This is a genomic window from Micromonospora chokoriensis (genome assembly GCF_900091505.1).
In the GTDB taxonomy this organism is placed as follows: Bacteria; Actinomycetota; Actinomycetes; order Mycobacteriales; family Micromonosporaceae; genus Micromonospora; species Micromonospora chokoriensis.
Genome location: NZ_LT607409.1, coordinates 2,861,914 through 2,887,605 on the forward strand (window position 1 = coordinate 2,861,914; position 25,692 = coordinate 2,887,605).

At 72.0% G+C, this 25,692-nt stretch carries 24 protein-coding genes, 1 tRNA gene and 3 pseudogenes; 14 read left to right on the top strand and 14 right to left on the bottom strand.

The genetic code is table 11. The features are described 5' to 3' along the window. Positions 1 to 50: 50 nt before the first annotated feature. Positions 51 to 269: a hypothetical protein gene (locus tag GA0070612_RS13575; RefSeq protein ID WP_088988218.1), complete on the top strand. Its 219-nt coding sequence runs from the start codon at positions 51 to 53 to the stop codon at positions 267 to 269. Positions 270 to 320: 51 nt separating this feature from the next. Here the strand turns inward: GA0070612_RS13575 and fabF are convergent, their stop codons facing one another. From fabF to GA0070612_RS13615, 8 genes and pseudogenes are all read right to left on the bottom strand, one after another. Then, positions 321 to 1,547: a beta-ketoacyl-ACP synthase II gene (gene fabF, locus GA0070612_RS13580; RefSeq protein ID WP_088988219.1), complete on the bottom strand. Its 1,227-nt coding sequence runs from the start codon at positions 1,545 to 1,547 to the stop codon at positions 321 to 323. Between the two features lie 2 nt (positions 1,548 to 1,549). Continuing rightward, complete coding sequence (locus tag GA0070612_RS13585; RefSeq protein WP_030330276.1) at positions 1,550 to 1,789, bottom strand: acyl carrier protein; 240 nt, start codon at positions 1,787 to 1,789, stop codon at positions 1,550 to 1,552. 83 nt (positions 1,790 to 1,872) lie between these two features. Then, the gene (locus tag GA0070612_RS13590; protein WP_088988220.1) at positions 1,873 to 2,817 is read right to left on the bottom strand and encodes a beta-ketoacyl-ACP synthase III; all 945 of its coding nucleotides are present in this window, start codon (positions 2,815 to 2,817) and stop codon (positions 1,873 to 1,875) included. Between the two features lie 5 nt (positions 2,818 to 2,822). After that, a pseudogene (locus GA0070612_RS13595) lies at positions 2,823 to 3,740 on the bottom strand (ACP S-malonyltransferase); the annotation flags it as partial. A gap of 78 nt (positions 3,741 to 3,818) precedes the next feature. Then, positions 3,819 to 5,120 (bottom strand): PucR family transcriptional regulator, encoded by a 1,302-nt coding sequence (locus GA0070612_RS13600; RefSeq protein WP_269458285.1) that lies wholly within the window; start codon positions 5,118 to 5,120, stop codon positions 3,819 to 3,821. A gap of 11 nt (positions 5,121 to 5,131) precedes the next feature. Then, positions 5,132 to 5,971 carry a septum formation family protein gene (locus GA0070612_RS13605; protein ID WP_157742474.1) on the bottom strand — a complete coding sequence of 280 codons (840 nt, stop codon included), beginning with the start codon at positions 5,969 to 5,971 and terminating at the stop codon, positions 5,132 to 5,134. A gap of 92 nt (positions 5,972 to 6,063) precedes the next feature. Next, positions 6,064 to 6,747: a response regulator transcription factor gene (locus GA0070612_RS13610; RefSeq protein ID WP_088988224.1), complete on the bottom strand. Its 684-nt coding sequence runs from the start codon at positions 6,745 to 6,747 to the stop codon at positions 6,064 to 6,066. Next, positions 6,744 to 7,925: a sensor histidine kinase gene (locus GA0070612_RS13615; protein ID WP_088988225.1), complete on the bottom strand. Its 1,182-nt coding sequence runs from the start codon at positions 7,923 to 7,925 to the stop codon at positions 6,744 to 6,746. The genes GA0070612_RS13610 and GA0070612_RS13615 overlap by 4 nt, the downstream gene beginning before the upstream one ends. Positions 7,926 to 8,044: 119 nt before the next feature. On the opposite strand from GA0070612_RS13615, the gene GA0070612_RS13620 reads away from it, so the two are divergent. Both GA0070612_RS13620 and GA0070612_RS13625 read left to right on the top strand, forming a co-directional pair. Next, positions 8,045 to 8,455 (top strand): orotate phosphoribosyltransferase, encoded by a 411-nt coding sequence (locus tag GA0070612_RS13620; RefSeq protein ID WP_088991484.1) that lies wholly within the window; start codon positions 8,045 to 8,047, stop codon positions 8,453 to 8,455. A gap of 195 nt (positions 8,456 to 8,650) precedes the next feature. Further along, a complete protein-coding gene (locus GA0070612_RS13625) occupies positions 8,651 to 9,016 on the top strand; it encodes a hypothetical protein (protein ID WP_088988226.1) in 366 nt (121 codons plus the stop codon). A 201-nt stretch (positions 9,017 to 9,217) separates the two neighbouring features. Here the strand turns inward: GA0070612_RS13625 and GA0070612_RS13630 are convergent, their stop codons facing one another. Continuing rightward, positions 9,218 to 9,868, bottom strand: a complete 651-nt coding sequence (locus tag GA0070612_RS13630) for a hypothetical protein (protein ID WP_088988227.1) — start codon at positions 9,866 to 9,868, stop codon at positions 9,218 to 9,220. Positions 9,869 to 10,139: 271 nt separating this feature from the next. Here GA0070612_RS13630 and GA0070612_RS13635 point away from each other — a divergent pair, with 271 nt between their 5' ends. Then, positions 10,140 to 10,724: a copper resistance CopC family protein gene (locus tag GA0070612_RS13635; protein WP_231924554.1), complete on the top strand. Its 585-nt coding sequence runs from the start codon at positions 10,140 to 10,142 to the stop codon at positions 10,722 to 10,724. Between the two features lie 188 nt (positions 10,725 to 10,912). Here GA0070612_RS13635 and gltX read toward each other — a convergent pair whose 3' ends face one another. From gltX to GA0070612_RS13650, 3 genes are all read right to left on the bottom strand, one after another. Then, positions 10,913 to 12,283, bottom strand: coding sequence for a glutamate--tRNA ligase (gene gltX / locus GA0070612_RS13640; RefSeq protein ID WP_231924628.1), 1,371 nt, complete (start codon positions 12,281 to 12,283; stop codon positions 10,913 to 10,915). An 89-nt stretch (positions 12,284 to 12,372) separates the two neighbouring features. Beyond that, a complete protein-coding gene (locus tag GA0070612_RS13645; RefSeq protein ID WP_088988230.1) occupies positions 12,373 to 13,650 on the bottom strand; it encodes an MFS transporter in 1,278 nt (425 codons plus the stop codon). Continuing rightward, positions 13,647 to 14,996, bottom strand: a complete 1,350-nt coding sequence (locus GA0070612_RS13650) for a GH1 family beta-glucosidase (protein ID WP_088988231.1) — start codon at positions 14,994 to 14,996, stop codon at positions 13,647 to 13,649. Before GA0070612_RS13650 ends, GA0070612_RS13645 begins: the two co-directional genes overlap by 4 nt. 187 nt (positions 14,997 to 15,183) lie before the next feature. Here GA0070612_RS13650 and GA0070612_RS13655 point away from each other — a divergent pair, with 187 nt between their 5' ends. Next, positions 15,184 to 15,630, top strand: coding sequence for an SRPBCC family protein (locus GA0070612_RS13655; RefSeq protein ID WP_088988232.1), 447 nt, complete (start codon positions 15,184 to 15,186; stop codon positions 15,628 to 15,630). Positions 15,631 to 15,928: 298 nt separating this feature from the next. Here the strand turns inward: GA0070612_RS13655 and aceE are convergent, their stop codons facing one another. After that, positions 15,929 to 18,667 carry a pyruvate dehydrogenase (acetyl-transferring), homodimeric type gene (gene aceE / locus GA0070612_RS13660; protein ID WP_088988233.1) on the bottom strand — a complete coding sequence of 913 codons (2,739 nt, stop codon included), beginning with the start codon at positions 18,665 to 18,667 and terminating at the stop codon, positions 15,929 to 15,931. Positions 18,668 to 18,842: 175 nt separating this feature from the next. On the opposite strand from aceE, the gene GA0070612_RS32090 reads away from it, so the two are divergent. The 8 genes and pseudogenes from GA0070612_RS32090 to GA0070612_RS13695 all read left to right on the top strand — a co-directional run bounded on the left by GA0070612_RS32090 (position 18,843) and on the right by GA0070612_RS13695 (position 24,307). Next, positions 18,843 to 19,235: a hypothetical protein gene (locus GA0070612_RS32090; protein WP_197699370.1), complete on the top strand. Its 393-nt coding sequence runs from the start codon at positions 18,843 to 18,845 to the stop codon at positions 19,233 to 19,235. 26 nt (positions 19,236 to 19,261) lie between these two features. Further along, a complete protein-coding gene (locus GA0070612_RS13670; RefSeq protein WP_197699371.1) occupies positions 19,262 to 19,666 on the top strand; it encodes a YjbQ family protein in 405 nt (134 codons plus the stop codon). A gap of 280 nt (positions 19,667 to 19,946) precedes the next feature. Continuing rightward, positions 19,947 to 20,351: a MarR family winged helix-turn-helix transcriptional regulator gene (locus tag GA0070612_RS13675; RefSeq protein ID WP_088991485.1), complete on the top strand. Its 405-nt coding sequence runs from the start codon at positions 19,947 to 19,949 to the stop codon at positions 20,349 to 20,351. Positions 20,352 to 20,402: 51 nt separating this feature from the next. Then, positions 20,403 to 20,978: pseudogene (locus GA0070612_RS33030) on the top strand (transketolase); the annotation flags it as partial. Continuing rightward, positions 20,976 to 23,057: pseudogene (locus GA0070612_RS13680) on the top strand (thiamine pyrophosphate-dependent enzyme); the annotation flags it as partial. The pseudogenes GA0070612_RS33030 and GA0070612_RS13680, both read left to right, overlap by 3 nt. A 112-nt stretch (positions 23,058 to 23,169) precedes the next feature. Then, positions 23,170 to 23,607 (top strand): DUF3052 domain-containing protein, encoded by a 438-nt coding sequence (locus tag GA0070612_RS13685; RefSeq protein ID WP_007463483.1) that lies wholly within the window; start codon positions 23,170 to 23,172, stop codon positions 23,605 to 23,607. Positions 23,608 to 23,692: 85 nt separating this feature from the next. Continuing rightward, positions 23,693 to 24,157 carry a peroxiredoxin gene (locus tag GA0070612_RS13690; protein ID WP_088988237.1) on the top strand — a complete coding sequence of 155 codons (465 nt, stop codon included), beginning with the start codon at positions 23,693 to 23,695 and terminating at the stop codon, positions 24,155 to 24,157. A gap of 78 nt (positions 24,158 to 24,235) precedes the next feature. Beyond that, positions 24,236 to 24,307, top strand: a tRNA-Val gene (locus GA0070612_RS13695). 36 nt (positions 24,308 to 24,343) lie between these two features. Here the strand turns inward: GA0070612_RS13695 and GA0070612_RS13700 are convergent. Continuing rightward, a complete protein-coding gene (locus GA0070612_RS13700) occupies positions 24,344 to 24,937 on the bottom strand; it encodes a DUF6346 domain-containing protein (RefSeq protein WP_088988238.1) in 594 nt (197 codons plus the stop codon). A 200-nt stretch (positions 24,938 to 25,137) separates the two neighbouring features. Between GA0070612_RS13700 and GA0070612_RS13705 the strand changes: the two genes are divergently transcribed. Next, positions 25,138 to 25,686 (top strand): hypothetical protein, encoded by a 549-nt coding sequence (locus tag GA0070612_RS13705; RefSeq protein WP_088988239.1) that lies wholly within the window; start codon positions 25,138 to 25,140, stop codon positions 25,684 to 25,686. Positions 25,687 to 25,692: the final 6 nt, after the last annotated feature.

A 25,692-nucleotide genomic window follows, 5' to 3' on the forward strand; every position in this document is an offset into this window, starting at 1 on the left:
CGGCGAAAACGGGTCGCCCGAGGCCCGGAGGGCCTGACAGGCTCGCAGGCATGGGAGTGGCAGCGGGATTCCGGCACGTGCAACGGGCCGACGGCACCGTGGTGATCACCCACCACGGGCAGGTGGCCGGCACGCTGCGCGGTGCCCGGGCGGCGGAGTTCCTCGCCGAGGTCGACGACGACCCGCAGGTGGTGATGGCCCGCTGGACCGGCAACTACCGCCGCGGCAACGAGCGCACCGCGAAGCAGCACCCCCGCAACCGGGGTTGAACGAGCAGAACGGGCCACCTCCGACCGGAGGTGGCCCGTTCCACGGCAGGCTCAGGGCCGGGCGAAGACCAACGCCACGTTGTGACCGCCGAAACCGAACGCGTTGTTCAGCGCGGCCGGAATCTCCATGTGGCGGGCCTTGTGCGCGGCGACGTCCAGGGTGAGGCCGGGCTCCGGGTCGTCGAGGTTGATCGTCGGAGGGACGACACCGTCGCGGATGGCCAGGATGGTGGCGATCGACTCCAGCGCCCCGGCCGCACCGAGCAGGTGACCGGTCATCGACTTCGTCGCGGACAGCACCGGGTGGTCACCGAGCGCCTTGTGCAGCCCGCTGATCTCCAGCATGTCCCCGACCGGGGTCGAGGTGGCGTGCGCGTTGACGTGCACGATGTCCTGCTTCGCCACGTCCGCGTCCGCGATCGCCTTGGCGATGGCCCGGATGGCGCCCTCGCCCTCGGCGTGCGGCTGCACGATGTCGTACGCGTCGGAGGTGATCCCGGCGCCGGCGAGGCGCGCGTACACCCGGGCGCCCCGGGCGGCCGCGTGCTCGGCCCGCTCCAACACCACGATGCCGGCGCCCTCGCCGAGGACGAAGCCGTCGCGGCCCCGGTCCCACGGGCGGGAGGCGCGCTCCGGCTCGTCGTTGCGGGTCGACATGGCCCGCATCGAGCTGAAGCCGGCGATCGGCAGCGGGTGGATGACCGCCTCGGTGCCACCGGCCACCACCACGTCGGCCCGGCCGGAGCGGATGATGTCCAGGCCGAGGGCGATCGCCTCGGCGCCGGTGGCGCAGGCGCTGGCCACCGAGTGCACGCCGGCCTTCGCGCCCAGCTCCAGACCGACCCAGGCGGCCGGACCGTTCGGCATCAGCATCGGGATCGTGTGCGGGGAGACCCGCCGTGGCCCGGAAGCCTCCAGGATGTCGTCCTGGGCGAGCAGGGTGGTGGCGCCACCGATACCGGAGCCGACGCTGACGGCCAACCGTTCCCCGTCGAGGTCGGAGCCGGCGAGGCCGGCGTCCGCCCAGGCCTGCTGCGCCGCGATGATCGCGATCGCCTCGGAGCGGTCCAGTCGGCGCAGTCGGACCCGGTCCAGCACCTCGGACGGCTCCACGGCCAGCTGGGCGGCGATCCGGACCGGCAGTTGCGCGGCCCACTCCTGGGTGAGGGCACTCACCCCGGAGCGGCCGGCGAGCATGGCGTCCCAGGTCGACGCGACGTCCCCGCCAAGCGGGGTCGTCGCGCCGAGCCCGGTGACGACGACGTCAGGACGACTCATGATCAGGACTGCGCCGCGATGTAGCTGACGGCGTCACCGACGGTCTTGAGGTTCTGCACCTCGTTGTCCGGGATCTTGACGCCGAACTTCTCCTCGGCGGCGACCACGACCTCCACCATGGAGAGCGAGTCGACGTCGAGGTCGTCGGTGAAGGACTTCCCCTCGGCCACGTCGTCCGGGTTCACCCCGGCAACCTCTTCGAGGATCTCGGCGAGGCCGGTGGTGATCTCGTCACGGGTCATTGCTGTTGGTTCCTTTCATCGGGGTTTCCGGCGGACGGCGTCGCCGACCGCCACTCCTGGACGCGTACGCGCCCGAGGGGGTATCAGGGGCAGCGGACGACCTGACCGGCGTAGGTCAGGCCACCGCCGAAACCGAACAGCAGCACCGGCGCGCCCGAGGGCACCTCGCGGCGCTCGACCAGCTTGGACAGGGCCAGCGGCACGCTCGCCGCGGAGGTGTTGCCGGACTCGACGATGTCCTTCGCGATGATCGCGTTGGGGATGTTGAGTCGCTTGGCGATGCCGTCGATGATCCGGGCGTTGGCCTGGTGCGGCACGAACGCGGCCAGCTCCGACGGGTCGACCCCGGCCCGCTCGCAGGCCTGCAGGGCGAGTGGCGCGATCGCGGTGGTGGCCCAGCGGAACACCGCCTGCCCCTCCTGCTGGACGTACGGGCGCCAGCCCTCGATGCGTACCGCGTCGCTCTTCTCCGGCACCGAACCCCAGACCACCGGCCCGATCCCGGCCGGCTCGTCGTCGGCGGTGGCGGAGACCACCGCGGCGCCGGCGCCGTCGGCGAAGATGATGCAGGTGGAGCGGTCGGTCCAGTCGGTGAAGTCGGACAACTTCTCCGCGCCGATGACGAGCGCGTTGCGGGACGCGCCGGCCCGGATGGCGTGGTCGACGGTGCCCAGCGCGTACGCGAAGCCGGAGCAGGCGGTGTTGACGTCGAACGCGCCCGGGGCGGTGATGCCCAGCTTGGCGGCGACCCGGCAGGCCACGTTGGGGCTGCGGTCGATGGAGGTGCAGGTGGCCACCACGACCAGGTCGATGTCGGCGGCGGTCAGGCCCGAGTTGGCCAGCGCCTTACCGGCGGCGGCGGCGGCCATGTCGGCCACCGTCTCACTGTCGGCGATCCGCCGGCTGACGATGCCGACCCGGTCCCGGATCCACTCGTCGTTGGTGTCGACGAGCTGCGCGATGTCGTCGTTGGTCACCACCCGGGAGGGTTGGTAGTGCCCCATCGAGACGATGCGACTGCCAGTCATGAGCGACCTCCGATGCGGGCGATCAGGTCCCGTGCGGCCGGCAGGTCGTCCGGGGTGTTCAGGGTGACGATCTCCGGGGCGCCGTCGCCCTTGAGGTCCCGCTTCACCAACCCGGCGAGAGTGCCGGCCGGTGGCAACTCGATCACGCCGGTGACCCCGAGGTCGGCCAGCGTACGCATGCACAGATCCCACCGCACCGGCGCGGTGACCTGACGCACGAGGCGCCGCACCATCTCGGCGCCGTTGTCGACCGCCGTGCCGTCGAGGTTCGACAGCAGGAGGCGGACCGGGTCGGCGGGGGTGATCTCGGCGGCGACCGCGGCGAGCGCGGTCTCGGCCGGGGCCATGTACGGGGTGTGGAACGCGCCGGCCACCTTGAGCCGGATGATCCGCGCCCGCGCGGGCGGCTCGGCGGCGAGCTTGTCGAGCCCGTCCAGCGAACCGGCGGCGACGATCTGCCCGGCGCCGTTGCGGTTGCCCGGGTACAACCCGTTGGTCTCGATCGCGGCGAGCACCTCGTCGGGGTCACCGCCGAGCACCGCGGCCATGCCGGTCGGCTCCAGCGCGCACGCGGCCGCCATCTCCCGGCCACGGACCCCGGCGAGGCTGATCGCGGCCTCGGCCGACAGCACGCCGGCGAGGACGGCGGCACCCAGCTCGCCGACGCTGTGACCGGCGGTGAGCGCGACGTCGTCCATCGGCAGGTGTTCGCCGGCGAGCAGCGCCGCGGCGACCAGCAGCGGCTGGGTGCGGGCGGTGTCCTTGATCTCGTCGGCGTCGGCGTCGGTGCCCAGATGCAGCAGGTCGACCCCGGCGAGCGCCGACCACTCGCGCAGACGCGCCTCCGTGCCGGTCAGGTCGAGCCAGGGGGTCAGGAAGCCGGGTTTCTGAGAACCCTGGCCGGGACTAAGTACGGCGAGCACGCCTATGACTCTCCCGGATACGCGCGGGTAACGCTGTGCCGCCTTCGACCAAACCGCACTAGGACCTTTGGAGGTTTCCTACAGAGATCGGCGGGGATCATCCTCGTTTTGGGCGGTTTTCCGGGTGGCCGGGGTCATTGTCTGAGTCGGGACGGATGAGGTGATCGGGGCAACCGGATCCAACCGGCCCACGGTCAGCGCGACCTGGAGAGCGAACGCGTCCCGGGGAGACAACGGCGAGAAGCCGGTCACCTCGGCGATCCGCCGCAACCGGTACCGCACCGTGTTCGGGTGGACGAACAACGCCCGTGCCGCGCTCTCCAGCGTGCCGCCGGCGGCCAGGAACGCGTCCAGGGTCGCCAACAGTTCGCCGCCGGCGCGCACCAGCGTCGCGTACACGTCGTGCCGCAACCGCCGGCGGGCCTCGGCGTCGCCCGCGAGAGCCCGCTCCGGCAACAGGTCGGCGGCCGGCACCGGCCGGGGGGCGCTCGGCCACGCCGGCGCCGCCCGGAAACCGGACAACGCCGCCCGAGCCGACTCGGTCGCCTCGTCCAGGCTCGGCACCGCCGGCCCGACCACCACCGGGCCGTCCCCGAACGCGCTCAGCAACTTGGCCGTGGCGGCCATCGGATCGGCCGCGCCACCCAGCACGATCACCAGTCGGTCGCCGTGGACACCGCCGATCACCTCCACGCCGATCCGGCGGGCCTGCCGATAGACCACGTGCAGCACCGCGGAGACCTCCCCGCCGGGCGACCGGCCGACAGCGACCGCCACCGGCGGCGCGTCCGCCCAGCCGAGCGCGGCGGCCCGACTGGCCAGCACGTCCGGCGAGTCACCGCGCAGCAGCGCGTCGACCAGCAGGGCCTGCAACCGGGCGTCCCAGGCGCCACGGGACTCGGCGGCCCGCGCGTACACCCGGGCGGCGGCGAACGCGATCTCCCGCGAGAAGCGCAGCACCGCCTCGCGCAGCTGCTGCTCCTCGCCCTCGGCGGCCAGGTGCGACACCTGCTCCTCGACCACGTCGATGGTCACCTTGATCAACGCCACGGTCTGCTGGAGGGTGATCGACCGGGCCAGCGCCTGCGGGGCGGCGGCGAAGACCTCGTCCGAGACCTCCTGGGTGCTGTCCGCCGTGCCGCCGCCGTCCTGCAACCACTGCACCAGGGAGCGCGCGCCGGCCTGGGCCACCAGCATCACCCAGGAGCGCTGGTCGGCCGGCAGCGCCCGGAACCAGGGCAGGGTCTCGTCCATCCGGGCCACGCTGGAGGTGGCCAGCGCCCCCGCCGAACGTTCGATCCGGCGCAGCGTGGCCGACAGCTCTCCACCGCCCGGCGTGCTCACCGCACTAGCCTGACACGTCCTGAGCAGGCCATCCACGTCGGCACCGGTTAGGCGGTAGCGGCGAGGGCTTTCCGGCCGGCGCCCTTGACCGACGCCGTCAGCGCCCCTTCGGGGCTGTGCAGCAGACACCCCACGCTGAGCGCGCCCGCCTGCCACTCGGGCTCGCCCTCCGGCGTGAACCAGAACAACTGGAACCGGCCCTCCACGTCGGTCTCCGACACCCCGACGTACCGGGAGACGACGGCCCGGCACCCCGCGTGCCTGATGTCGTCGGTCAACGTCTCGACCTCCGGCCCGGCCCGCCAGATGCCCGCGAACTCGGTGTCGTGCGGCCCCGTGCAGGAGGCGGGCGGCAGGTCGCCCGACTCGGTCGGATCGTTGAAGCACGTGTACCGGAACGGCGAGTCACCGGCCAGGGCACCGCGCAGGCTGTTCGCCCTGGGGTTGGGGAACCACCGGTCCACCGCGTGCATCTCCAGCAGGTCGCAGCGGTACCACCGCTCACCCGCCTCCCAGCGCGCAGCCGACGGGACCAGCGTCCGCATCGCCAGCCGTGACTCGCGCCACTCGCCGCCCAGGAAGACGGCGGCATCGGCGTCGCAGGCCTCGTACAGTCGGGAGATCGCCTCGGTGCCGGGGGCCGGCGGCGCCGACGCGGCGCCCTCCGCGCCGGTGATCCGGCCGACCAGGAACGTCTCCACCTCGTGTTTCGAGGAGCAGGGAATCGGGAGGTACGCCTCAGGGCTGCGTTCGTCGGCGGCGGTGGCGTGGCACACCCCCGCCGAGGGGACGAAGGTCGAGGTCGCCTTCGCGGAGGGGCCGCCGTCACAACCGCCTGCCCCGAGGGTCAACGCCACCAGGATTGCCGAGCCCCACGAACGTCGCACGTCGTCCCCATCCTGAGCGGCCGCATCGGCGTGAATGCCGGACAGCGTACGACGGGTCGATGACCGTCATCGTCCAGGGTGGACTCCCACACTCACGGGTGCGGGGGAGGGGGCAGGCCCAGCTCCTGGGCCAGGATCGCGGCCTGCACCCGGCTGCGCAGGTCCAGCTTCGCCAGGATCCGGCTCACGTGCGTCTTGGTGGTGCTCTCCGCCAGCACCAGCCGTTCGGCGATCTGCTGGTTGGACAGGCCCAGGCCGAGGCAGGCCAGCACGTCGCGCTCACGGGGGGTGAGGGTGGCCAGCGCGGCCCGGGTGGCGGCCGACGCGGTCGGCGCGGTGGCCGCGAAAGCGGTGATCAACCGGCGGGTCACGGCGGGTGCGATGAACCCGTCACCACGCGCCACCGTCCGCACCGCGTCCACCAGACCGTCGGCGTCGGTGTCCTTCAGCAGGAACCCGGCCGCGCCGGCCCGCAACGCGCCGAAGACGTACTCGTCGAGGTCGAAGGTGGTGAGCACCAGCACGTCGGCGAGCGCGTCGGTGACGATCTCCCGGGTCGCGGAGATCCCGTCCCGGCGCGGCATGCGGACGTCCAGCACCGCCACGTCCGGGCGCAGCTCCCGACACAACCGCACCGCTTCCGCACCGTCGGCCGCCTCGCCGACCACCTTCACGCCCGGGGAACCGCCCAGGATCAGGACCAGACCGGCCCGTACCGCCGGCTGGTCGTCCGCGAGCACCACCCGCACCGTCGTCGCCCCCGCCGCGCTGCTCACCGGCCCTCCCCGATGGGCAGCGCGGCTCGGACCTGCCAGCGACCGTCGTGCGGTCCGGCGCTGAACCGGCCGGCCAGCAGGGTGGCGCGCTCCCGCATCCCGATCAGCCCGGCGCCGGCGCCGGCGAGCCCGGCCCCGCCCCGGCGCACCGGGTTCTCCACCGTCAGCACCACCTCCGCCGGTCGGTACACGATCGTCAGGTCCGCCTCGCCGGTGCCGTGCTTGAGCGCGTTGGTCAGGGACTCCTGCACGATCCGGTACGCGGCGAGGTCCACCCCCACCGGCAGCGGCCCCGGCGCACCGTCGGTGCGTACCCGCACCGCGAGGCCGGCGGCCCGGACCCGTTCGACCAGCTCGTCCGTCCCGGCGAGCCGCGCGCTGACCAACTCCGGCGCCGCCGTGCCGTCGCCCCCCGGCTCGCGGAGCACCTCGATCAACTGACGCATCTCCGACAGACCCTGCACGCTGCTCTCCCGGATCACCCGCAACGCCGACTCGACCTGCCCGCGGTCCAGCCCAGGCACGGACAGCACGGCGGTGGCGTGGATGGCCACCGCGCTGAGGTGGTTGGCGACCACGTCGTGCAGTTCCCGGGCCATCCGGGCCCGCTCCGCGCTGACCGCCTGCCGCCGATCCAACTCGACCAGACGGGCGGTCTGCTCGGCCCGGGCCCGTTCGGCGGCAGCCTGGTCGCGGTACTGCCGCACGCTGATCCCGGTCAGGACCGGCAGCAGGCCGACGAGCACCACCAGCACGCCGATGGCCACCCCACTCCACTGGTCGCTGAGAATCACGCCGACGATCGCACCGACGACGCTCAGCCCGATGGTCGCCCGCAGCAACCACCGCCACAGCCGGGGCGGGCCGTAGACGCACGCGTCGTAGAGCACCTGGGTGTAGATCAGGATCGCCCCCAGTGAGCCACCGAGGGAGATGTCCACCACCACCGCCGCGGTGCCGACGGCGAGGCTGGCGCGCGGGGCGACGAGGCGCAGGCCCACGGCGACGCACATCGCCAGCAGCGGCGGCAGGAACAGGACCGCGGGCACGTCCGGGTGCGGACGGATCTGCGGTTGCCAACCGAGGGTCCACAGCACCAGGCCGCCGGCCAGCGAGACGCCGGCCAGCGCCAGATCCCGGCCGCGGGTGCCGGAGCCGAGCCACGGAGGCAGACGCATGCCCCGATCCCACCACAGACGCACCCGGTCGGACTCCGACCGGGGGAGGACGCCGTCGCCCCCGGCATGCGCCGAAAGGGGTACGCGGACAGCGCCCCGATGAGCGAACAATGATCATCATGACTGATGGGGAAGCGCGGGCCGCGCTCGCTCGTGAGATCGACGCCACCTGCCGACTGACGGGAACGTTCGTGCTCCGCTCCGGGCGGACCGCCGACGAGTACTTCGACAAGTACCGCTTCGAGGCCGATCCTCGCCTGCTGGACCGGGTCGCCGCCCAGCTGACACCCCTCGTTCCGACGGACACCGAGGTGGCCGGCCGGCGGGTGCTCGTGGTCGAGGACGTGGTCACCTCCGGCGGTCAGGTGATCGTCTCGACGGGCCAGCTACGCGAACTGGGTGCCCGGGTGGAGCATGCCCTCTGTGTCATCGACCGGGCCGAGGGCGGAGCGCAAACGCTCGCCGATCACGGGGTGGCCCTGCGGGCGCTCTTCACCCGGGCGGACCTGGAGGCTCACCGCACCCGCTGACCGTCGAACCGGCCGGTCGCGACGCCCGGGTGAACAGCGCGAGAAGACGCTGTGAACTGGGCAACCGGCCCCCGCGCGCACCGTCCTGCCCAGGCAACGCCCGGGTACGCCGTGCACGACCCGTCGGGCCCGGCCAGTACGGTGACAGGGCACATCGGGGGCACCCGGGGTGAGACGAACGTGAGGAGACCGGGGATGGCGCACGGGGAGGCCGAGCACGGCTGCGCCCAGGGCGAGCCCTGCCGGCCGGGGCACCACGACCCCCAGCCAGCCGGCAAGCACCGCCGGTCGGTCGGCGGTGCGCTGTTCGCCGGTGGTGAGGTCGACGCCCTGGACCGACGGCTGAACCCGGGGGAGCCGCCCGCCGGTCGGGCCGACGACGAGACCGCTCTTCCGCGTCAGCGCTCCAGCGAGCCCGGCACCCTCGGTGCGTCCGACGTCGACGTCCCGGCTGGTTGCCTCAGTGAACTTCCCGGCTGGGCCGGGGCGCATCGGCACGGCCCGGTCCGGCCGCGCCCGCGCGCCACCCGCCGCGAACGCCCACCCCGCCGCTGGTGCTGACCTGATCACCGCCGGTCGCCGACCGGCGGGTGCGGCTGTCGCTGTCCAGCGCGTGCGCTTCTGACCGGAGTGCGTTTTTCGCCGGCGTGCGTGGCGGACTGGCGTGCGCGGTCGGCCGGCGTGCGTTTTGGCCGGCGTGCGCGGTTGACCGGCGTACGTTTTTTGCGCCGGCGTGCGTGGTGGGCCGGCTGGCGTGGTTGGTCAGCGCGTGCGACGGCGGATCAGCAGGGCGATCCCGGCGAGGCCCACGGTGATGGTGAGCATCACGCCGACATTGAGCAGCAGCAGCCGTTGCAGGTCGCCGAGCGCCTCGTCGAGATCCTTGGCGGGGTCGAGAGTGTCCTCCGGGAGCACCCGCTCGCCGCCACCGACGCCGCCGCTGACCGTGTCGAACTGCCGCTCCAGCGGCACGCCTGCGGTGCGCAGGGTCTCGGACATGCTGAGTCGACCCAGGAACCAGCCGGCGCTGGTCTTGCGGCCGTCCGGCTGCTTCGCCGGTCGGAAGACCCGAGGGCCACCGACCGCCTTCGGATAGAGGTCGTACGTCTGCTTCGGCGCGTCCCCGGCGAGCACCACGACCGTGTACTTCGGACCGAGGTCGGCCGGCTTCGGACCGCTGGCCATGCCGGTGCGGCCGAGGAAGTTGACCTGGTCGATGACCGCCCCCACGTGGGCGGGCTGCGTCTCCGCGCGCAACCGCAGCGGCTCCGCCAGCCCCACGCCGGTGATGTCCACTCCGGGGGGTGGGGGCTTCGGCGCGGCCGAGGCCGGGCCCGTGGTGCCGAGTGACAGCAGCGCCGTCGCCAGCGTGCCCGCCAGCACGGCGGCCAACCGCCTCATCTGTCGGACCATCCCGCCTCCTCGCCCCGTTCGATGGAGTGCATCGCTGTGACGTCCGGACCGGTCTGCCGGTGCCGACACCGACCGGATGGTCGGCGTCATCCTTACAGACTCCAGGGAACGTCGATGAGTTGCAGCTTGTGGAACAGTAATTGGAACTATTTGCGATCTCGGCTCGACTAATGAGGAGCCGTTTGATCAGCGGGCGGATCGTACCCTTACGGAGGGGTTCATGGGGGGCAGGGTTACACGTACGGCGCGGGTAGTGCCAGTGGTGCTCGGCGTGGCGTTCGGTGTGTCGTTTTTGGCGCCACCGACGCCCGCGGTCGCGCACAACTCGTTGACCGGCAGCGATCCACGTGACGGTGCCCGAGTCGCGACGGCGCCCGCCCGGATCGAGCTGCGCTTCCTCGCCAAGCCGGCACCGGCAACGACGAAGATCACAATAACCGGGCCGGACAATGTGGTCGCCGGCGGCCCACCCGTCTTCGACGGCAGCCGGGTGCGGGTGCCGTTCAAACCGGCGGCGGCGGGTCTCTACATCGTGGGCTACCAGCTCGCGTCCGCCGACGGGCACCCGGTCAAGGGCGAGGTGCGGTTCACCCTCACCACCGGCACCGCCGCCAACCCGTCCGCGTCGCCGTCGGCCGGAGCGCCCTCGGCGGACCCGTCGGCTGTCGCCACGGCCTCAGCGTCGGCCGTGCCGGCGTCGGCCACACCCGGCAGCCCGACGGCGTCCACGGTGCCGGCGGCGTCGGAGACGTCCGACTCCGGGGGCCGCTGGTGGCTCTGGGCGCTCGGCGGTCTGGTGCTGATCGGTGCGCTCGCCGCCGGCCTGGTCTTCCGCCGCCGCCGAGGCAGCGCCTAGCCAACGCCGAGCCCCTAGCCCGACGCCGAGCCCCGAGCCCCCCGCCCGGCGTCGATCATGGAGTTGTGGTGGTGGACAAACCTCCTGGAAGGGGGTCTATCCGGGCACCACAACTCCATGATCGACGGGGCTGACGGCGGGGGCTGACGGCGGGGGCTGACGGCGGGGGCTGGGGCTGGGGGGTGGGGTCAGGTCAGGCGTAGGCGGGCGGCGCGGATTCGGGTCAGGGTGCGCTCGCGGCCGAGCACCTCCAGCGACTCGAACAGCGGCAGGCCCACGGTGCGGCCGGTGACCGCGACCCGTACGGGTGCCTGCGTCTTGCCGAGCTTCAGGCCACGCTCGGCCCCGACGGCCTCCAGCGTCGACTTCAGCGACTCGGCGTCCCAGGACTCCAGGGCTTCGAAGGCCGCGACGGCGTCGTCCAGCAGTTCGGCGGAGCCGTCCTTCATCGTCTTGGTCCACGCGGCCTCGTCGATCAACGGCGAGGCGAGGAAGAGGAAGTCGACGTTCGGCACGATCTCGCTGAGGACCGCGATCCGCGTCTGGGCCAGCGGTGCGACGGCCGCGAACGCGTCGGCGTCGAACTCCTCGGGCTGCCACGGCGGTGGCGCGATCGTCCCGGTGCCGGTCAGCCACGGCTGGCAGGCGTCCACGAACTCGGCAACCGGCAGGGCGCGGATGTACTCGCCGTTGAAGGCGCGCAGCTTCTTCTCGTCAAAGAACGCGGGGGAGGGGTTGACCTCGTCCAGCCGGAACTCGTCCTCGATGACCGACCAGGGGACGATCTCCCGGTCGCCGGAGGGGGCCCAGCCGAGCAGCATCAGGTAGTTGCGCATCGCACCGGCGAGGTAGCCCTCCTCGCGGTACGCCTCCAGGGCGACCTTGTCGCGCCGCTTGGAGAGCTTCTGCCGCTTCTCGTTGACGACCACCGGCACGTGCGCCCAGACCGGCGGCTTGACGCCGAGGGCGTCCCAGAGCAGCTGCTGCTTGGGGGTGTTGGGCAGGTGCTCCTCGGCCCGGATCACGTGGGTGATCCCCATGGTCATGTCGTCGACGACGTTGGCGAGCAGGAAGACCGGCGACCCGTCCCCCCGGGCGATCACGAAGTCCTCGATCAGCTTGTTCTCGAAGGTGGGCTCGCCGCGGATGAGGTCGACCACCACCGTCGCACCCTCGTCGGGCGTACGGAAGCGCAGGGCGTGCCCGGGGCCCGGGCCGAGGCCACGGTCGCGGTGGTAGCCGTCGTAGCCCTGGTGCTGCGAGCCGGTGCGCGCCTGCACGTCCTCACGGGTGCAGTCGCAGTAGTAGGCGCGACCCGACTCGTAGAGGCGGGCCGCGGCGGCCCGGTGCTCGCCGGCGTTCTCCGACTGGAAGTACGGGCCTTCGTAGCTGCCCCGGGAGATGCCGATCCAGTCCAGCGCGGAGAGGATGCCCTCGGTCCATTCGGGCTTGTTGCGCGCCGCATCGGTGTCCTCGATGCGCAGCACGAACACCCCGCCCTGCTGCTTGGCGTAGATCCAGTTCTGCAGCGCCGAGCGGGCGCCGCCGACGTGGAACATACCGGTCGGGGAAGGGGCGAAGCGCACACGTACCGTCACGCCTCCAGCCTACGGCGACCGTCGACCGGATTCCGCCACGGCCCCCTGACTCAGGGCACCGAGCGGATCTTGACCACCAGCGCGCTGCCGATCAGGGTGACCACGGCGGTGACCGCGTAGAGCGTGGGGTAACCACCCAGGTACACCACGAGCGGGGCGGAGAGCGCCGGGCCGAGCACCTGCGGCGCCGAGTTCGCGATGTTGATGACGCCCAGGTCCTTGGCCCGGTCGGTGGCCCGGGGCAGCACCTGCGTGATCAGCGCGGCGTCCACCGAGAGGTAGACGCCGTAGCCCGCGCCGAGCAGCAACGCGGCGACGATCGCCATCGGCCAGATCGGCGCGACGGCGAGCAGCAGCGCTGCCACCGCCATGATCAGTCCGGACGCGATCACGTAGATCTTGCGGCGCCCGGAGCGGTCCGACATCCGGCCGGCGACCACCGCCGTCAGCATCATGCCGAGCGTGTAGAGCAGGATCAGCACCAGCAGCGAGCCCTCGGGGTCGGGGTGGCGTACCCCGTCGGTGAGGAAGTACAGCAGGTAGAGGGTGCCCAGGGCGTTGCCGAGCTGGACCAGGAACCGGGTGATCCAGGCCCAGGCGAAGTCCGGGTGCCGACGCGGGTCGATCCACATCGAGGCCAGCAGCGCCCGCGCGCGCAGCGCCGGCCGATGGGTACGCGGCAACGGCTCGTCGGGGGTGAGCAGTGCGAACGGCAGCGACAGCAGCAGGATGGCCACGGCGATGGCCAGGTAGCCGGCCGCGTTGCCGGTGACCAGGGCGGTGACCAGCACCGCGCCGAGCACCAACCCCAGCGCCTGCGGGATGCCCACCCAACCCGAGACGCCGCCCCGCTGCGCCACCGGCACCCGGTCTGGGATGGCGGCGGTGAGGCTGGCCAGCATCGCGTTAAAACAGACCTGGGCGGCGACCCAGCCGAGGGCGACCCCGAGGATGGTCCGCTGCTGGGCCAGCAGCACCAGGGCCGCCGCGCCGAGCACCGCTCCGCCCGCGGTCCAGACGTGTCGGCGGCCGAACTCGCGGCCGGCGATCCGCAGACAGGTCCGGTCGGAGAACGCGCCGGCGAGGGGGTTGGCGAGCACCGCCGCCAGAGCGCCGAGGCCGGTGACGACGGCCAGCATGTTCTCCTTGTCGCCGGGCGCGATCTGCTCGATCTGCTGGGGCAGCAGCACCTGGATCGGCGTGAAGAACGCCATCCAGACGCCGAGGTTGGCGGCGAAGATCAGCCCGATCCAGCCGCGCCGCACCGGCACTGTCGGTTCGGCGAGGGCGGCCGGCAGCGACGCCGGCGTCGGGTTGACCGTGGTCACCGTCCCGACCCCGGCCGGCTGGCCGCGATGACGTCCCGCAGCCAGGTGTACGACGACTTCGGCGTACGGGTCTGGGTGGCGTAGTCGACGTGCACGAGACCGAAGCGCTTGGTGAACCCCTCGGCCCACTCCCAGTTGTCCAGCAGCGACCAGACGAAGTAGCCGCGCACGTCGACTCCGTCGTCGATGGCGGCCCGTACCGCCCGTAGGTGTCCGTCCAGGTACGCGATCCGCTCCGGGTCGGCCACCTGACCGTCCGGGTCCGGCACGTCGTCGTACGCGCACCCGTTCTCGGTGATCTCGATGGGCGGCAGGGCGTCGCCGTAGGTGTCACGGAGCCAGCCGAGCAGTTCGTGCAGCCCGTCGGGGGCGACCGGCCAGTCGAAGGCGGTACGCGGGTAGTCGTCCAGCGGGACGAGGTCGAACGGGAGTGGTGAGCCCTCCTCGGCAGCGCGTACACCGGTGGGGTTGTAGTAGTTCACCCCGAGGACGTCGATCGGTGTGGCGATGGTGTCGAGGTCGCCGGGGCGGACGACGCCCAGGTCGAGGCCGGGCAGTTCCGGGTAGTCGAGCCCGAGCAGCGGATCGGTGAAGAGTCGGTTGTGCAGCGCCTCGTAAGCGGCGCCGGCGGCCCGGTCGGCGTCGCTGTCACCGCGCACCCGCACCGGGGAGTAGTTGTTGGCGATCGCCACCGGGCTGGTGCTGTGGGCCCGTAGCGCGGCGACCGCGAGCCCGTGCCCGAGAAGTTGGTGGTGGGCGACCGGAAAGGCGTCGAAGAGCAGCATCCGGCCGGGGGCGTGTACGCCCATCCCGTACCCCATGCTCATGTGGATGAACGGCTCGTTCAGGGTGATCCAGAGCCGGACCCGGTCGCCGAGTCGGGCGGCGGTCAGGTCGGCGTAGTCGGCGAATCGGGCGGCCGTGTCGCGGTGTAGCCAGCCGCCGACGTCTTCGAGTGGTTGGGGCAGGTCCCAGTGGTAGAGCGTCGCCACCGGGTCGATGTCGGCGGCCAGGAGGTCGTCCACCAGGCGGTCGTAGAAGTCCAGGCCGGGCGCGTTGGCCGGGCCGGTGCCGGTGGGCTGCACCCGGGGCCAGGCGATGGAGAACCGGTACGCGGAGACGCCCAGCCCGGCCAGCAACGCGACGTCCTCGGTGTGCCGGTGGTAGTGGTCGCAGGCCACCGCACCCGTGCTGCCGTCGCCGATCCGACCCGGCGCGCGCGCGAACGTGTCCCAGATGGACGGACCGCGCCCGTCGGCGGTGGCGGCACCCTCGATCTGGTGGGCCGATGTGGAGACGCCCCAGCGGAAGCCGGTGGGGAACTGGGGCATAGGTGCGGTCGACATGCGCCCTCCCGCTCAACGTGAAACGTGTTCGGGACTTTAGAGCGCTCTCGATGAATGCGCCATAGGTCGGCCTGGCGCAATCCGCAATGGTTGATCGGCGTGTCTTTTTCCGAACCCGTCCAGGTAAGTCCGATTTAGCGCATAGAGTGCCGATATCGTGGGATGTCCTCACCGGAGGAAGACGGAAATGATCCTCGTTGAACGCAGTGCGCACGTGGCGGCGCCAATTGAAGTTGTCTGGGATGTCGTCCAGCGGGCCGAGCAGTTGCCGGCCTGGCTGGCGGGGGTCCGCGCGGCCGAAGTGCTCTCGGGGGAGGGCTTCGGACGGCGGCAACTGGTCCAGGCGGGGCGCGGCTCGGCGCATGAGGCCGAGGTGATCGCCTACCAGGAGCCGACGCTGATCGGCTGGCGGGAACGGGCCAAGGGGGCCGGGTCTCGGGCGGAGGCGCGCACCGAGATCTACGTCCAGCTCACCACCGACGAGGAGGAGGGCGGGACCATCGTGCGGCTCATCGTGGTCCGCTGGCCGGCCGGGCCGGTCAAGGCGGCCCTGCTGCGCCTCGGACTGCGCCGGGTCGGCGCCGACCTGGAGGACTCGCTGGCCCGGCTCACCGACCTGGCCGCCGTCGGCTGACGAGAGCCCATCCTCCCGGCGCCACCCGCGACGGCGGTGGTCCGGATCCCCGCCAGGGACCCCGGACCCCCGCCGCTGCCGTCCCACCCTCACCCGCACCGACGCCGCCACCCCCACCAGCGTCAATCATGGACTTGTGGTGCCTGGTTCGAGGCGTAATAACCGTTTCGTCCCCACCACAACTCCATGATCGACGGTGGGGTGGGGTGGGGTGGGGTGGGGGTTGGGTTGGGTGGGGTTGGGGGTGGTGAGGGGCCCGGGTGCGGATGCGCCCGGGCCCCTCGTTGGTCGTGCTGGTTTAGCTGTCGCCGCCGGTCTCGCCGACTGGGGCGGCGTTGACGTCGTCGATCGCGTACTTCTTCGCGGCCTCGGCCGGCACGGTGGCCGCCACCGCGCCGCTGCGGGCGAGCTGCCGCAGCGTGGCCACCACGATCGACTCGGCGTCGACGTGGAAGTGCCGGCGCAGCGCGTGCCGCGTGTCCGACATGCCGAAGCCGTCGGTGCCGAGCGACGTGTAGTCACCGGGCACCCACCGGGCGATCAGGTCCGGCACGGCCCGCATCCAGTCGCTGACCGCAACCTTCGGGCCGTCCGCGTCGGCCAGCTTCTGCTGGATGTACGGGATCTTCGCCTCGGCGCCCGGGTTGAGGAGGTTGTACTCCTCGGTCTCCACCGCGTCGCGACGCAGCTCGGTCCAGGAGGTCACCGACCACACGTCGGCGGCCACCCCCCAGTCCTGGGCGAGCAGCTGCTGGGCCTTGAGCGCCCACTGCATGCCGGTGCCGGAGGCGAGCACGTTGGCCTTCGGGCCGTCGACCTCAGGTGCCGGGGAGTAGCGGTAGATGCCCTTGAGCAGGCCCTCCACGTCCACCCCGGCCGGCTCGGCCGGCTGAAGAATCGGCTCGTTGTAGACCGTCAGGTAGTAGAAGACGTTCTCCTGCGCGTCCCCGTACATCCGGTGCAGACCCTGCTCCATGATGTGCGCGATCTCGAACGAGAACGCCGGGTCGTACGCGACCACCGCCGGGTTGGTGGCGGCGAGCAGCAGCGAGTGACCGTCCTCGTGCTGGAGGCCCTCACCGTTGAGCGTGGTGCGCCCCGCGGTCGCGCCGAGCAGGAAGCCCCGCGCCATCTGGTCGGCCGCCGCCCACAGCCCGTCGGCGGTCCGCTGGAACCCGAACATCGAGTAGAAGATGTACATCGGGATCATCGGCTCGTCGTGGGTGGCGTACGCCGAGCCGGCCGCCGTGAACGAGGCCACCGAACCGGCCTCGTTGATCCCCTCGTGCAGGATCTGACCGGTCGTCGACTCCTTGTACGACAGGAACAGCTCCCGGTCGACGGAGGTGTAGCGCTGGCCGTGCGGCGAGTAGATCTTCGCGGTGGGGAAGATCGAGTCGAGGCCGAAGGTACGGGCCTCGTCCGGGATGATCGGCACCCAGCGCTTGCCGAACTCCTTGTCCTTCATGATGTCCTTGAGCAGGCGGACGAAGGCCATCGTGGTGGCCACCTTCTGCTTGCCCGAGCCGCGCTTGACGTCGGCGAACCGCTCCGGACCGGGGATGGTCAGCCGCTTGGTGCTGGTCCGCCGGGACGGCAGGTAACCGCCGAGCTGCTCGCGCCGCTCCTTCAGGTACTGGATCTCGTCGGACTTCTCACCCGGGTTGTAGTACGGCGGCAGGTAGGGGTTGTCCTCCAGCGCCTTGTCCGGGATGTCCAGGTAGAGCCGGTCGCGGAAGGTCTTCAGGTCCTCCAGCGTCAGCTTCTTCATCTGGTGGGTCGCGTTGCGGCCCTCGAAGTGCGAGCCGAGCGTCCAGCCCTTGATCGTCTTCGCCAGGATGACAGTGGGCTGACCCGTGTGCTCGGTGGCCGCCTTGTAGGCCGCGTAGAGCTTGCGGTAGTCGTGCCCACCCCGCTTGAGGTTCCAGATCTCGTCGTCGCTGAGCGGGTCGACCATCTTGCGGGTACGCGCGTCGCGCCCGAAGAAGTGCTCCCGCACGTACGCGCCCGACTCCGCCTTGTAGGTCTGGTAGTCGCCGTCGGTGGTGGTGTTCATGAGGTTGACCAGCGCGCCGTCGGTGTCCGCGGCGAGCAGCGGGTCCCACTCGCGGCCCCAGACGACCTTGATGACGTTCCAGCCGGCGCCCCGGAAGAACGCCTCCAGCTCCTGCATGACCTTGCCGTTGCCCCGGACCGGGCCGTCCAGCCGCTGGAGGTTGCAGTTGATCACGAAGGTGAGGTTGTCCAGCTCCTCGCGGGCGGCCACGCCGATCGCGCCGAGCGTCTCCGGCTCGTCCATCTCACCGTCGCCCAGGAACGCCCAGACGTGCTGCTGCGAGGTGTCCTTGATGCCGCGGTGCTGCAGGTACCGGTTGAACCGGGCCTGGTAGATCGCGTTCAGACCGCCGAGACCCATCGAGACGGTGGGGAACTCCCAGAAGTCCGGCATCAGCCGCGGGTGCGGGTACGACGGCAGGCCACCGCCGGGGTGCGACAACTCCTGGCGGAACCCGTCGAGCTGGTGCTCGCTGAGCCGCCCCTCCAGGAACGCCCGCGCGTACATGCCGGGGGAGGCGTGACCCTGGTAGAAGATGTGGTCGCCGCCGCCCGGGTGGTTCTTGCCCCGGAAGAAGTGGTTGAAGCCCACCTCGTAGAGCGACGCCGAGCTGGCGAAGGTCGAGATGTGCCCGCCGACGCCGATCTCCGGGCGCTGTGCCCGGTGCACCAGCATGGCGGCGTTCCACCGGACGTACGCCCGGATCCGCCGCTCGACGTGCTCGTCGCCCGGGAACCACGGTTCGCGTTCGGACGGGATCGTGTTGATGTAGTCGGTGGTGGTCAGGGGCGGAACCCCGACCTGGCGCTCACGGGCCCGCTCCAGCAGGCGCAGCATCACGTAGCGGGCGCGTTTGGCGCCGCGCTCGTCGATGACACCGTCAAGCGACTCGACCCATTCGCTTGTCTCTTCAGGGTCGATGTCCGGAAGCTGGCTCGGTAGGCCGTCGCTGATCACCGGGCGCTTGCGTTCCGTAGCCACAGGCGTTCCCTCGGTTGTGTGTGGGATAGGTCTCTAGCGCCATCCTGCCCTCTGGTGGCACCTGTCGTCACGCCTAGGTGCCCCCGACGCGATGCTGAACACAGGTACTCATCGGTAACTTAGCGCTACGACCGCCCAAACCGCCCGCTTGCCCGGGCTCGCTACCGTGCCGGACATGAACGGGTGGCGGGTGGCAACCGGCGGCATGATCCTTTCAGGTGGCGCGCTCGGAGCGCTTCTCTCCGCGCCCGTGCTCCTGGCCGGCGACGGCGCCGCGTTGCCGATCACGATCCTCGGCGTCGGAGCGATGGCGTTCGGCGCGGTCCAGGTCCGCGGCGGGCTGCGCGCACCCGCGCCGCGCCCCGCGCCTCGTCGGGTGCCCGGTCCGCGCCGGCGGTACGCCGACACCAGCACCCCCGCGACGTACTACGGCGACTCGGGCGGCTCGGACTGGTCCCGCGGCGGCGACGGCGACTCCGGCGGCGGCGGTTACTCCGGCGGTGACTTCGGGGGTGGTGGTTCCTCCGGCGGCGGTGGGGACTCCGGGGGCGGTGGCGGCGGTTCCTGACCTCCCGTTGCGGCAGAATGCGACGTATGCGCACTGACGTGATCACTGTCCAGACCGGGTCCCGCCCGGCCGTCCGCGACATCACCGCGGAGGCCCAGCAGTTCGTCTCCGGTGCGGGCGACGGACTCCTGCACGTCTTCGTGCCGCACGCCACCGCCGGCCTGGCGATCATCGAGACCGGTTCGGGATCCGACGACGACCTGCTCAGCGCGTTGGACGACCTGCTACCGACCCAGGACCGGTGGCGGCACCGGCACGGCTCGCCCGGCCACGGCCGCGACCACGTACTACCGGCGTTCGTCCCGCCGTACGCCACGCTGCCGGTGCTGGCCGGCCGTCTGTCGCTCGGCACCTGGCAGTCGATCTGCCTCGTCGACACCAACGGCGACAACCCGACCCGACAGGTCCGCTTCTCCTTCCTCCCGGGCTGACCGCCCCCCGCGCCCGCCTCACCCCACCCCCCGGCCTCAAGATCCGCGCAACATCCCCGACAGTGCTGCCTCGACGCGAGCTGAGGCAGCACTGTCCCCGATGATGCGCGGGTCTTGACGGGCGTGGATCGTGACCAGCGCGGGTTTCGAACGGGGCGAGCGAACGTTGAGCCGACCGGGCGGACCCGGTGCGTACGATGTGGCGGTGCCGCAGGAGGTGGGTTCCGTAGCAGGTGGACCGGTGGATCGGGCTGGTCTCGCCGCCGATGTGCTGCGCCGGATGGCCCACGTCAGCGATGCCGTGCGACACCGGCAGGGTGCCGCATTCGCCGAGTTGGGGCTCACCCCGGCGGCGGCGCGGGCGTTGCACCAACTGGACCCGGACCGCCCGCTGCCGGCTCGTGATCTCGCCGGCCAACTGGGCTGCGACCGGTCGAACGTGACGGTGCTCGTCGACAAGCTGGAACAGGCCGGGTTGGTGGAACGACGCACCGACCCGGCGGACCGCCGGCAGAAGACGTTGGTGGTGACCGAGAAGGGCCGCGTCGAGCGCGACCGGGTGACCATGGTGATGTCCGACTCCCGACTCCTGTCCGGGCTGACCGACGAAGAGCTGCGCACCCTTCGTGACCTGGTCTGGAAGGCGTCAGACGACGGTTGTTCGGAGCCCTGCGGTCCGGAGTGAGTCGGCCCGGGACGGCCGTGTCCCACTGGGCGAGGCGGCCTTCCGTCGGTAATGCTGTGCGACGTGACCACCCCGCAAGACCTCGACGACCGGTTCCGGGAGACGCTGGCGGCGCTGCCCGCCGCGGAGCGTCGGCGCGACCCCGCTGACCCGATCACCGACGATGCCCCGTTGACCGGCGCGCAGGTGCTCGATCTGTTCGACGCGCAGGTGACCAGCCGGCAGCTCGACCTGGCCGGGCGCTGGCTGCGCAGCTTCGGGGAGGGTTTCTACACCATCGGCTCCGCCGGGCACGAGGGCAACGCCGCGGTCGCCGCCGCGCTGCGCCCCACGGATCCGGCGTTGCTGCACTACCGCTCCGGTGCCTTCTACTGCCTCCGCGCCGCCCAGGCCGCCGCCGCGCTGCCGCCGTCGGGCGAGCCGAACTCCGCCGCCGTGCTGCCGCCGTCGGGCGAGCCGAACTCCGCCGCCGCGCTGCCGCCGTCGGGCGAGCCGAACTCCGCCGCCGCGCTGCCGCCGTCGGGCGAGCCGAACTCCGCCGCCGCGCTGCCGCCGTCGGGCGAGCCGGACTCCGGCGCCGATCCAGAGCCGACCGGCGACCCGGGGTCGGATGCCGATCCAACGGCGGGCAGCGACCGGCGGGCCGGCGGCGATCCCGCGTCGACCGACGCCGACTCGACCGCCGATCCTGATCCGTTGCGGCCCGAACCCGCACCGGCAGGCGGGTTCGGCGCGTACGCGGATGCGGCCCGGGACGTGCTGCGCGGGATGGTCGCCTCCAGCGAGGAGCCGATCGCCGGTGGCCGGCACAAGGTGTTCGGCCGGGCCGACCTGGCTGTTGTGCCGACGACCTCCACCATCGCCTCGCATCTGCCGCGCGCGGTCGGGATGGGGCTGGCCGTGGAACGGCTGCGCCGGCTGGACAGCGCCGGGCGGCGTACCGGAGCCGGGGTGCGGGTCGGCAGCGACACGGGCGCGACACACCTCCCGTGGCCGCCGGACGCGATAGTCGTCTGCTCGTTCGGCGACGCCTCCATCAACCACGCCAGCGCCACCGCCGCCTTCAACACCGCCGGGTGGTACGACCACGCCGGCCTGCGTATCCCGGTGCTCTTCGTCTGCGAGGACAACGGGCTGGGCATCAGCGTCCGGTCACCGGAGGGCTGGGTCGAGGCCACCCTGCGGGCCAAGCCGGGCATCCGCTACGTCAGCGCGGACGGGGCCGACCCCGTGCGGGCGTACGCGGTGGCGGCGGAGGCCGCCGCCTGGGTGCGCCGCACCCGGCGTCCGGCGGTGCTGCACCTGCGCACCGTCCGGCTGATGGGGCACGCCGGGGCGGACGCGGAGTCGGCGTACCGCAGCCCGGCCGAGCTGGCCGAGGACCTGGACCGCGATCCGGTGGCCGCCACCGCGCGCCTGCTCGTCGACGCGGGGGTGGCGACCGGCGAGGAGCTGCTGGCCCGGTACGACGAGACCGGCTGGCAGGTACGCCGGCTGGCCGAGGAGGTGCTGGGCGAGCCGAAGCTGGCGTCGGCGGCCGACGTGGTGTCGGCGCTGGCGCCCCGCCGCCCGGTGCGGGTGGCGCGCGCGGTGGCCGACGCCGCGGCGCGGGCCAGCGGCCCGGGCGCGGGCGCCCGGGCGGAGGCGTTCGGCGGCAAGCCGCCGGAGCTGACCGGCCCGCTGACCCTGGCGCAGAGCATCAACGCGGCGCTCGCCGACGGGATGCTCGACCATCCGCAGATGGCGGTGTTCGGTGAGGACGTGGCCGCCAAGGGTGGCGTGTACGGGGTGACGAAGGGACTGCGGGACCGTTTCGGGCCGGCCCGGGTGTTCGACACCCTGCTCGACGAGACGTCGGTGCTGGGGTTGGGGCTGGGCGCGGGGCTGGCCGGGATGCTGCCGGTGCCGGAGATCCAATACCTGGCGTACCTGCACAACGCCGAGGACCAGCTGCGCGGTGAGGCGGCCACCATGCGGTTCTTCTCGCAGGGGGCGTTCCGTAACCCGATGGTCGTCCGGGTGGCCGGGTTGGCGTACCAGGAGGGGTTCGGCGGGCACTTCCACAACGACAACTCGGTGGCCGTACTCCGGGATGTGCCGGGTCTGGTGGTCGCGGTGCCGGCGCGGCCGGACGACGCCGCGCCCATGCTGCGGACCTGCCTGGCCAGCGCGGCGGTGGACGGCAGCGTGTGCGTGTTCCTGGAGCCGATCGCGCTCTACCACACCCGTGACCTGTACGCCGACGGCGACGGGGAGTGGCTGGCCGGCTATCCGGAGCCGGGGGCGTGGGTCGCCGGGCACGTGCCGATCGGCCGGGCCCGGGCCTACCGGGTCGGCTCGGCGGACGACCTGACCATCATCACCTTCGGTAACGGCGTGCGGATGTCGCTGCAGGCCGCTGCCGTCCTCGCCGAGGAGGGGGTCGGCACCCGGGTCGTGGACCTGCGCTGGCTGGCCCCGCTGCCGGTGGCCGACATCATCCGCGAGTCCTCGGCGACGGGCCGGGTGCTGGTGGTGGACGAGACCCGCCGGTCCGGCGGGGTCGGCGAGGGAGTGATCGCCGCGCTGGTCGACGCCGGATATGTCGGCGCAGCGCGTCGAGTAGCCGGAGTTGACTCGTTTGTACCATTGGGTCCGGCAGCGCGTCACGTTCTGGTCTCCACGGACGCCATTACCGACGGTGCCCGTACGCTGCTGGCACGGTAAATTCCGTTCCACCCGGTGCGCCACTTGCGCGGGGAGGCACAACTGTGTGGACTTTGCCTGACGGCGTCGCACCGACGCCGCGAGCAGGGACGAGATGAGGAGGCACGCGACAGTGAGCGCGACCGCTGGTCAGGCCGCCGACGGGGTACGCAGCCTGGCGGACCGGTTCGGGATCGAACCGGGGATGGTCGTCATGGAGATGGGGTACGACGACGACGTCGACCAGGATCTCCGGGACGCCCTGACCGACCGCTGTGGAGATCTGGTCGACGAGGACACCGACGAGGTGGTCGACGCGGTGCTGGTCTGGTACCGGGACGGCGACGGTGACCTCTTCGAGCTTCTCGTCGACGCCCTCGGCCCGCTGGCCGACAACGGCGTCGTGTGGCTGCTCACCCCGAAGGCGGGGCGTGACGGGCACGTCGAGCCGAGCGAGGTCGCGGAGTCCGCGCCCACCGCAGGCCTCCAGCAGACCTCGACCGTCAACGCCGGTCGGGACTGGAGCGGAGCCCGCCTGGTGCTGCGCCGAGGGGCCAAGGCCAAGAAGTAGCCCACGCCGCTTCGCGCGCCCGGCGGTCCGCACCGCCGGGCGGCAGGCTGGTGCCGTCTCCCTGACCGAGCTGAGGAGGGTTCGCATGCCCGTCGAGGTTGGCGCCGAGGCGCCCGACTTCGTGCTGAAGGACCAGAACAACCAGGAGGTCCGGCTCTCCGACTTCCGGGGCAGGCGGGCGGTCCTGCTGGTCTTCTACCCGCTCGCGTTCACCGGCACCTGCCAGGGCGAGCTGCGGGAGGTGCAGGACAACCTCGACGAGTACGCGAACGACGACGTCCAGGTGCTGACCGTCAGCGTCGACTCGGTCTACAGCCACAAGGTCTGGGCCGACCGCGAGGGCTACCGGTTCCCCATGCTGGCCGACTTCTGGCCGCACGGCGGCGTCGCCCAGGCGTACGGGGTCTTCAACGACACCGCCGGCTTCGCCAACCGGGGCACCTTCGTCATCGACCAGGCCGGCGTGGTCCGCTTCGCCGAGATGAACGGCCCGGGCGAGGCCCGCGACCAACTGGCCTGGCGCAAGGCCATCGCCGAAGCGACAGCCTGACCCGGGGTACGCCGTGCGCCCGGGTCGGCAGCGGGCAGGGTAAGCTTGCCAGCCACCGGCCCGCCGCACGGGCGATCCGGGCGCGTAGCTCAGTGGGAGAGCACTCGCCTTACAAGCGAGGGGTCGCAGGTTCGAAACCTGCCGCGCCCACCCTTCATCACCAGCGCGAATCCGCCCCGAGGAAGATCATTTCCGGGGTCGGATGACGTGGCCGCGAAAGCGCAGGTACCGGGGCGCGCCGAGGAGCGCCCGGGTCAGGAACATCACGACCCCGGCGGCGCCGAAGGCCAGTGCCAGCCAACCCAGACAGACGATGAGTCCCAAGCCGACATGGAGAAGCCACCCGATCGGTTTGCCGTACGAGCAGTCGGTGACATCTCCGTTGGTGCGGCACGTTTCACGCAGTTCGACCGAGGACCCCTGATCTTCCGGCACGATGCCCGACGAATGCACCCGGACCTTGCGGGCGGTGCCGTCGGATGCAATCACCGCTGCATCGCATTCCCACCAGTAACCGAAGCCCCGCCGGCTGATCGGGCCAATCTGCTGGCAGGCGCCCGCCACCACCCGTGCCGGTTGCCCGTAGTGCACACCCCCGAATTGGTTGACGACCGTCATGGCACCCAGGAAGACCAGCACGCTGGCCAGGGCCAACAAGGCGGCAAGACAGGCGGATCGCAGACGGTACGTGGTCGGCCCCAGCGACTGCCAGAGCCGCATCTCCCGGCCGTAGAGGTCGGGGCCTGCGAGGTCGGAACCGACCATCGTGCGGATCACCACGGGGTGTCGCCGAGACGTCGGCCGGGCAGGAAGCCTGGGGCACACATGGGGTGGTCTTCGCTCTCTCGGTCGGGGTGCGTTTCGTCAGTGGCGTGGCGGGGCCACCAGGGTACGACTCCGCCGAAAGGGACGGGCGCATTGATCACACCGACCGGTGCCGCAGACAGCAGCATCAGGGTGCGGCGCGCCATGATGGGCGGGTGCAGGACACCGTCGCCGTCGCGCTGATCACCGCACTGTCCACGGTGGCCGCCGCCGCCCTGACCGGGCTGGTCGGCGCGCTCAGCACCCGTCGGCAACTGGCCCACCAGCTCACCGTCGCCCGGCAGGAGAGCGCCGAGCGCCGGGCGACACGCCGGGACGAGCTTCGCCGGGACGCGTACGTCGGGTTCCTGAGCGCCTGCGACCAGGCGTACCGGCAGTTGGACCGGCGGTGGCTCGACGCCGGCGGGGGTGAGCCGGTGACCGGCTACGACGAGGCGTACGCGGCGATGCGCGCCGTGGACGAGGCGTACAACCTGGTGTTGTTGGAGGGCCCGGCGGCTGTGGATTCGGTGGCCCGGTCGGTGCTGACCAGCCTCACCACTGAGTACGCCGACCAGCGCCGGCTCGGCGGCGAGCCGGGGGAGGCGACCGTTCCGCTGCGCGACCGGCACCGGGAGCGCTGGCTGACGGCCATCGAGGTACGTACCAAACGCCGCCTCTCGTTCGTCGACGCGGTACGCCCGGTGTTGCACGGGGGCGAGTGACGCCCT

Excerpts from the sequence above, each read along its gene's own strand:
- GA0070612_RS13575 (WP_088988218.1), top strand. The coding sequence starts at position 51 with ATGGGAGTGGCAGCGGGATTCCGGCACGTGCAACGGGCCGACGGCACC.
- fabF (WP_088988219.1), bottom strand. The coding sequence starts at position 1,547 with ATGAGTCGTCCTGACGTCGTCGTCACCGGGCTCGGCGCGACGACCCCG.
- GA0070612_RS13585 (WP_030330276.1), bottom strand. The coding sequence starts at position 1,789 with ATGACCCGTGACGAGATCACCACCGGCCTCGCCGAGATCCTCGAAGAG.
- GA0070612_RS13590 (WP_088988220.1), bottom strand. The coding sequence starts at position 2,817 with ATGACTGGCAGTCGCATCGTCTCGATGGGGCACTACCAACCCTCCCGG.
- GA0070612_RS13615 (WP_088988225.1), bottom strand. The coding sequence starts at position 7,925 with ATGCGTCTGCCTCCGTGGCTCGGCTCCGGCACCCGCGGCCGGGATCTG.
- GA0070612_RS13620 (WP_088991484.1), top strand. The coding sequence starts at position 8,045 with ATGACTGATGGGGAAGCGCGGGCCGCGCTCGCTCGTGAGATCGACGCC.
- GA0070612_RS13625 (WP_088988226.1), top strand. The coding sequence starts at position 8,651 with ATGGCGCACGGGGAGGCCGAGCACGGCTGCGCCCAGGGCGAGCCCTGC.
- GA0070612_RS13630 (WP_088988227.1), bottom strand. The coding sequence starts at position 9,868 with ATGGTCCGACAGATGAGGCGGTTGGCCGCCGTGCTGGCGGGCACGCTG.
- gltX (WP_231924628.1), bottom strand. The coding sequence starts at position 12,283 with ATGTTCCACGTCGGCGGCGCCCGCTCGGCGCTGCAGAACTGGATCTAC.
- GA0070612_RS13650 (WP_088988231.1), bottom strand. The coding sequence starts at position 14,996 with ATGTCGACCGCACCTATGCCCCAGTTCCCCACCGGCTTCCGCTGGGGC.
- GA0070612_RS13655 (WP_088988232.1), top strand. The coding sequence starts at position 15,184 with ATGATCCTCGTTGAACGCAGTGCGCACGTGGCGGCGCCAATTGAAGTT.
- GA0070612_RS32090 (WP_197699370.1), top strand. The coding sequence starts at position 18,843 with ATGAACGGGTGGCGGGTGGCAACCGGCGGCATGATCCTTTCAGGTGGC.
- GA0070612_RS13670 (WP_197699371.1), top strand. The coding sequence starts at position 19,262 with ATGCGCACTGACGTGATCACTGTCCAGACCGGGTCCCGCCCGGCCGTC.
- GA0070612_RS13675 (WP_088991485.1), top strand. The coding sequence starts at position 19,947 with ATGGCCCACGTCAGCGATGCCGTGCGACACCGGCAGGGTGCCGCATTC.
- GA0070612_RS13690 (WP_088988237.1), top strand. The coding sequence starts at position 23,693 with ATGCCCGTCGAGGTTGGCGCCGAGGCGCCCGACTTCGTGCTGAAGGAC.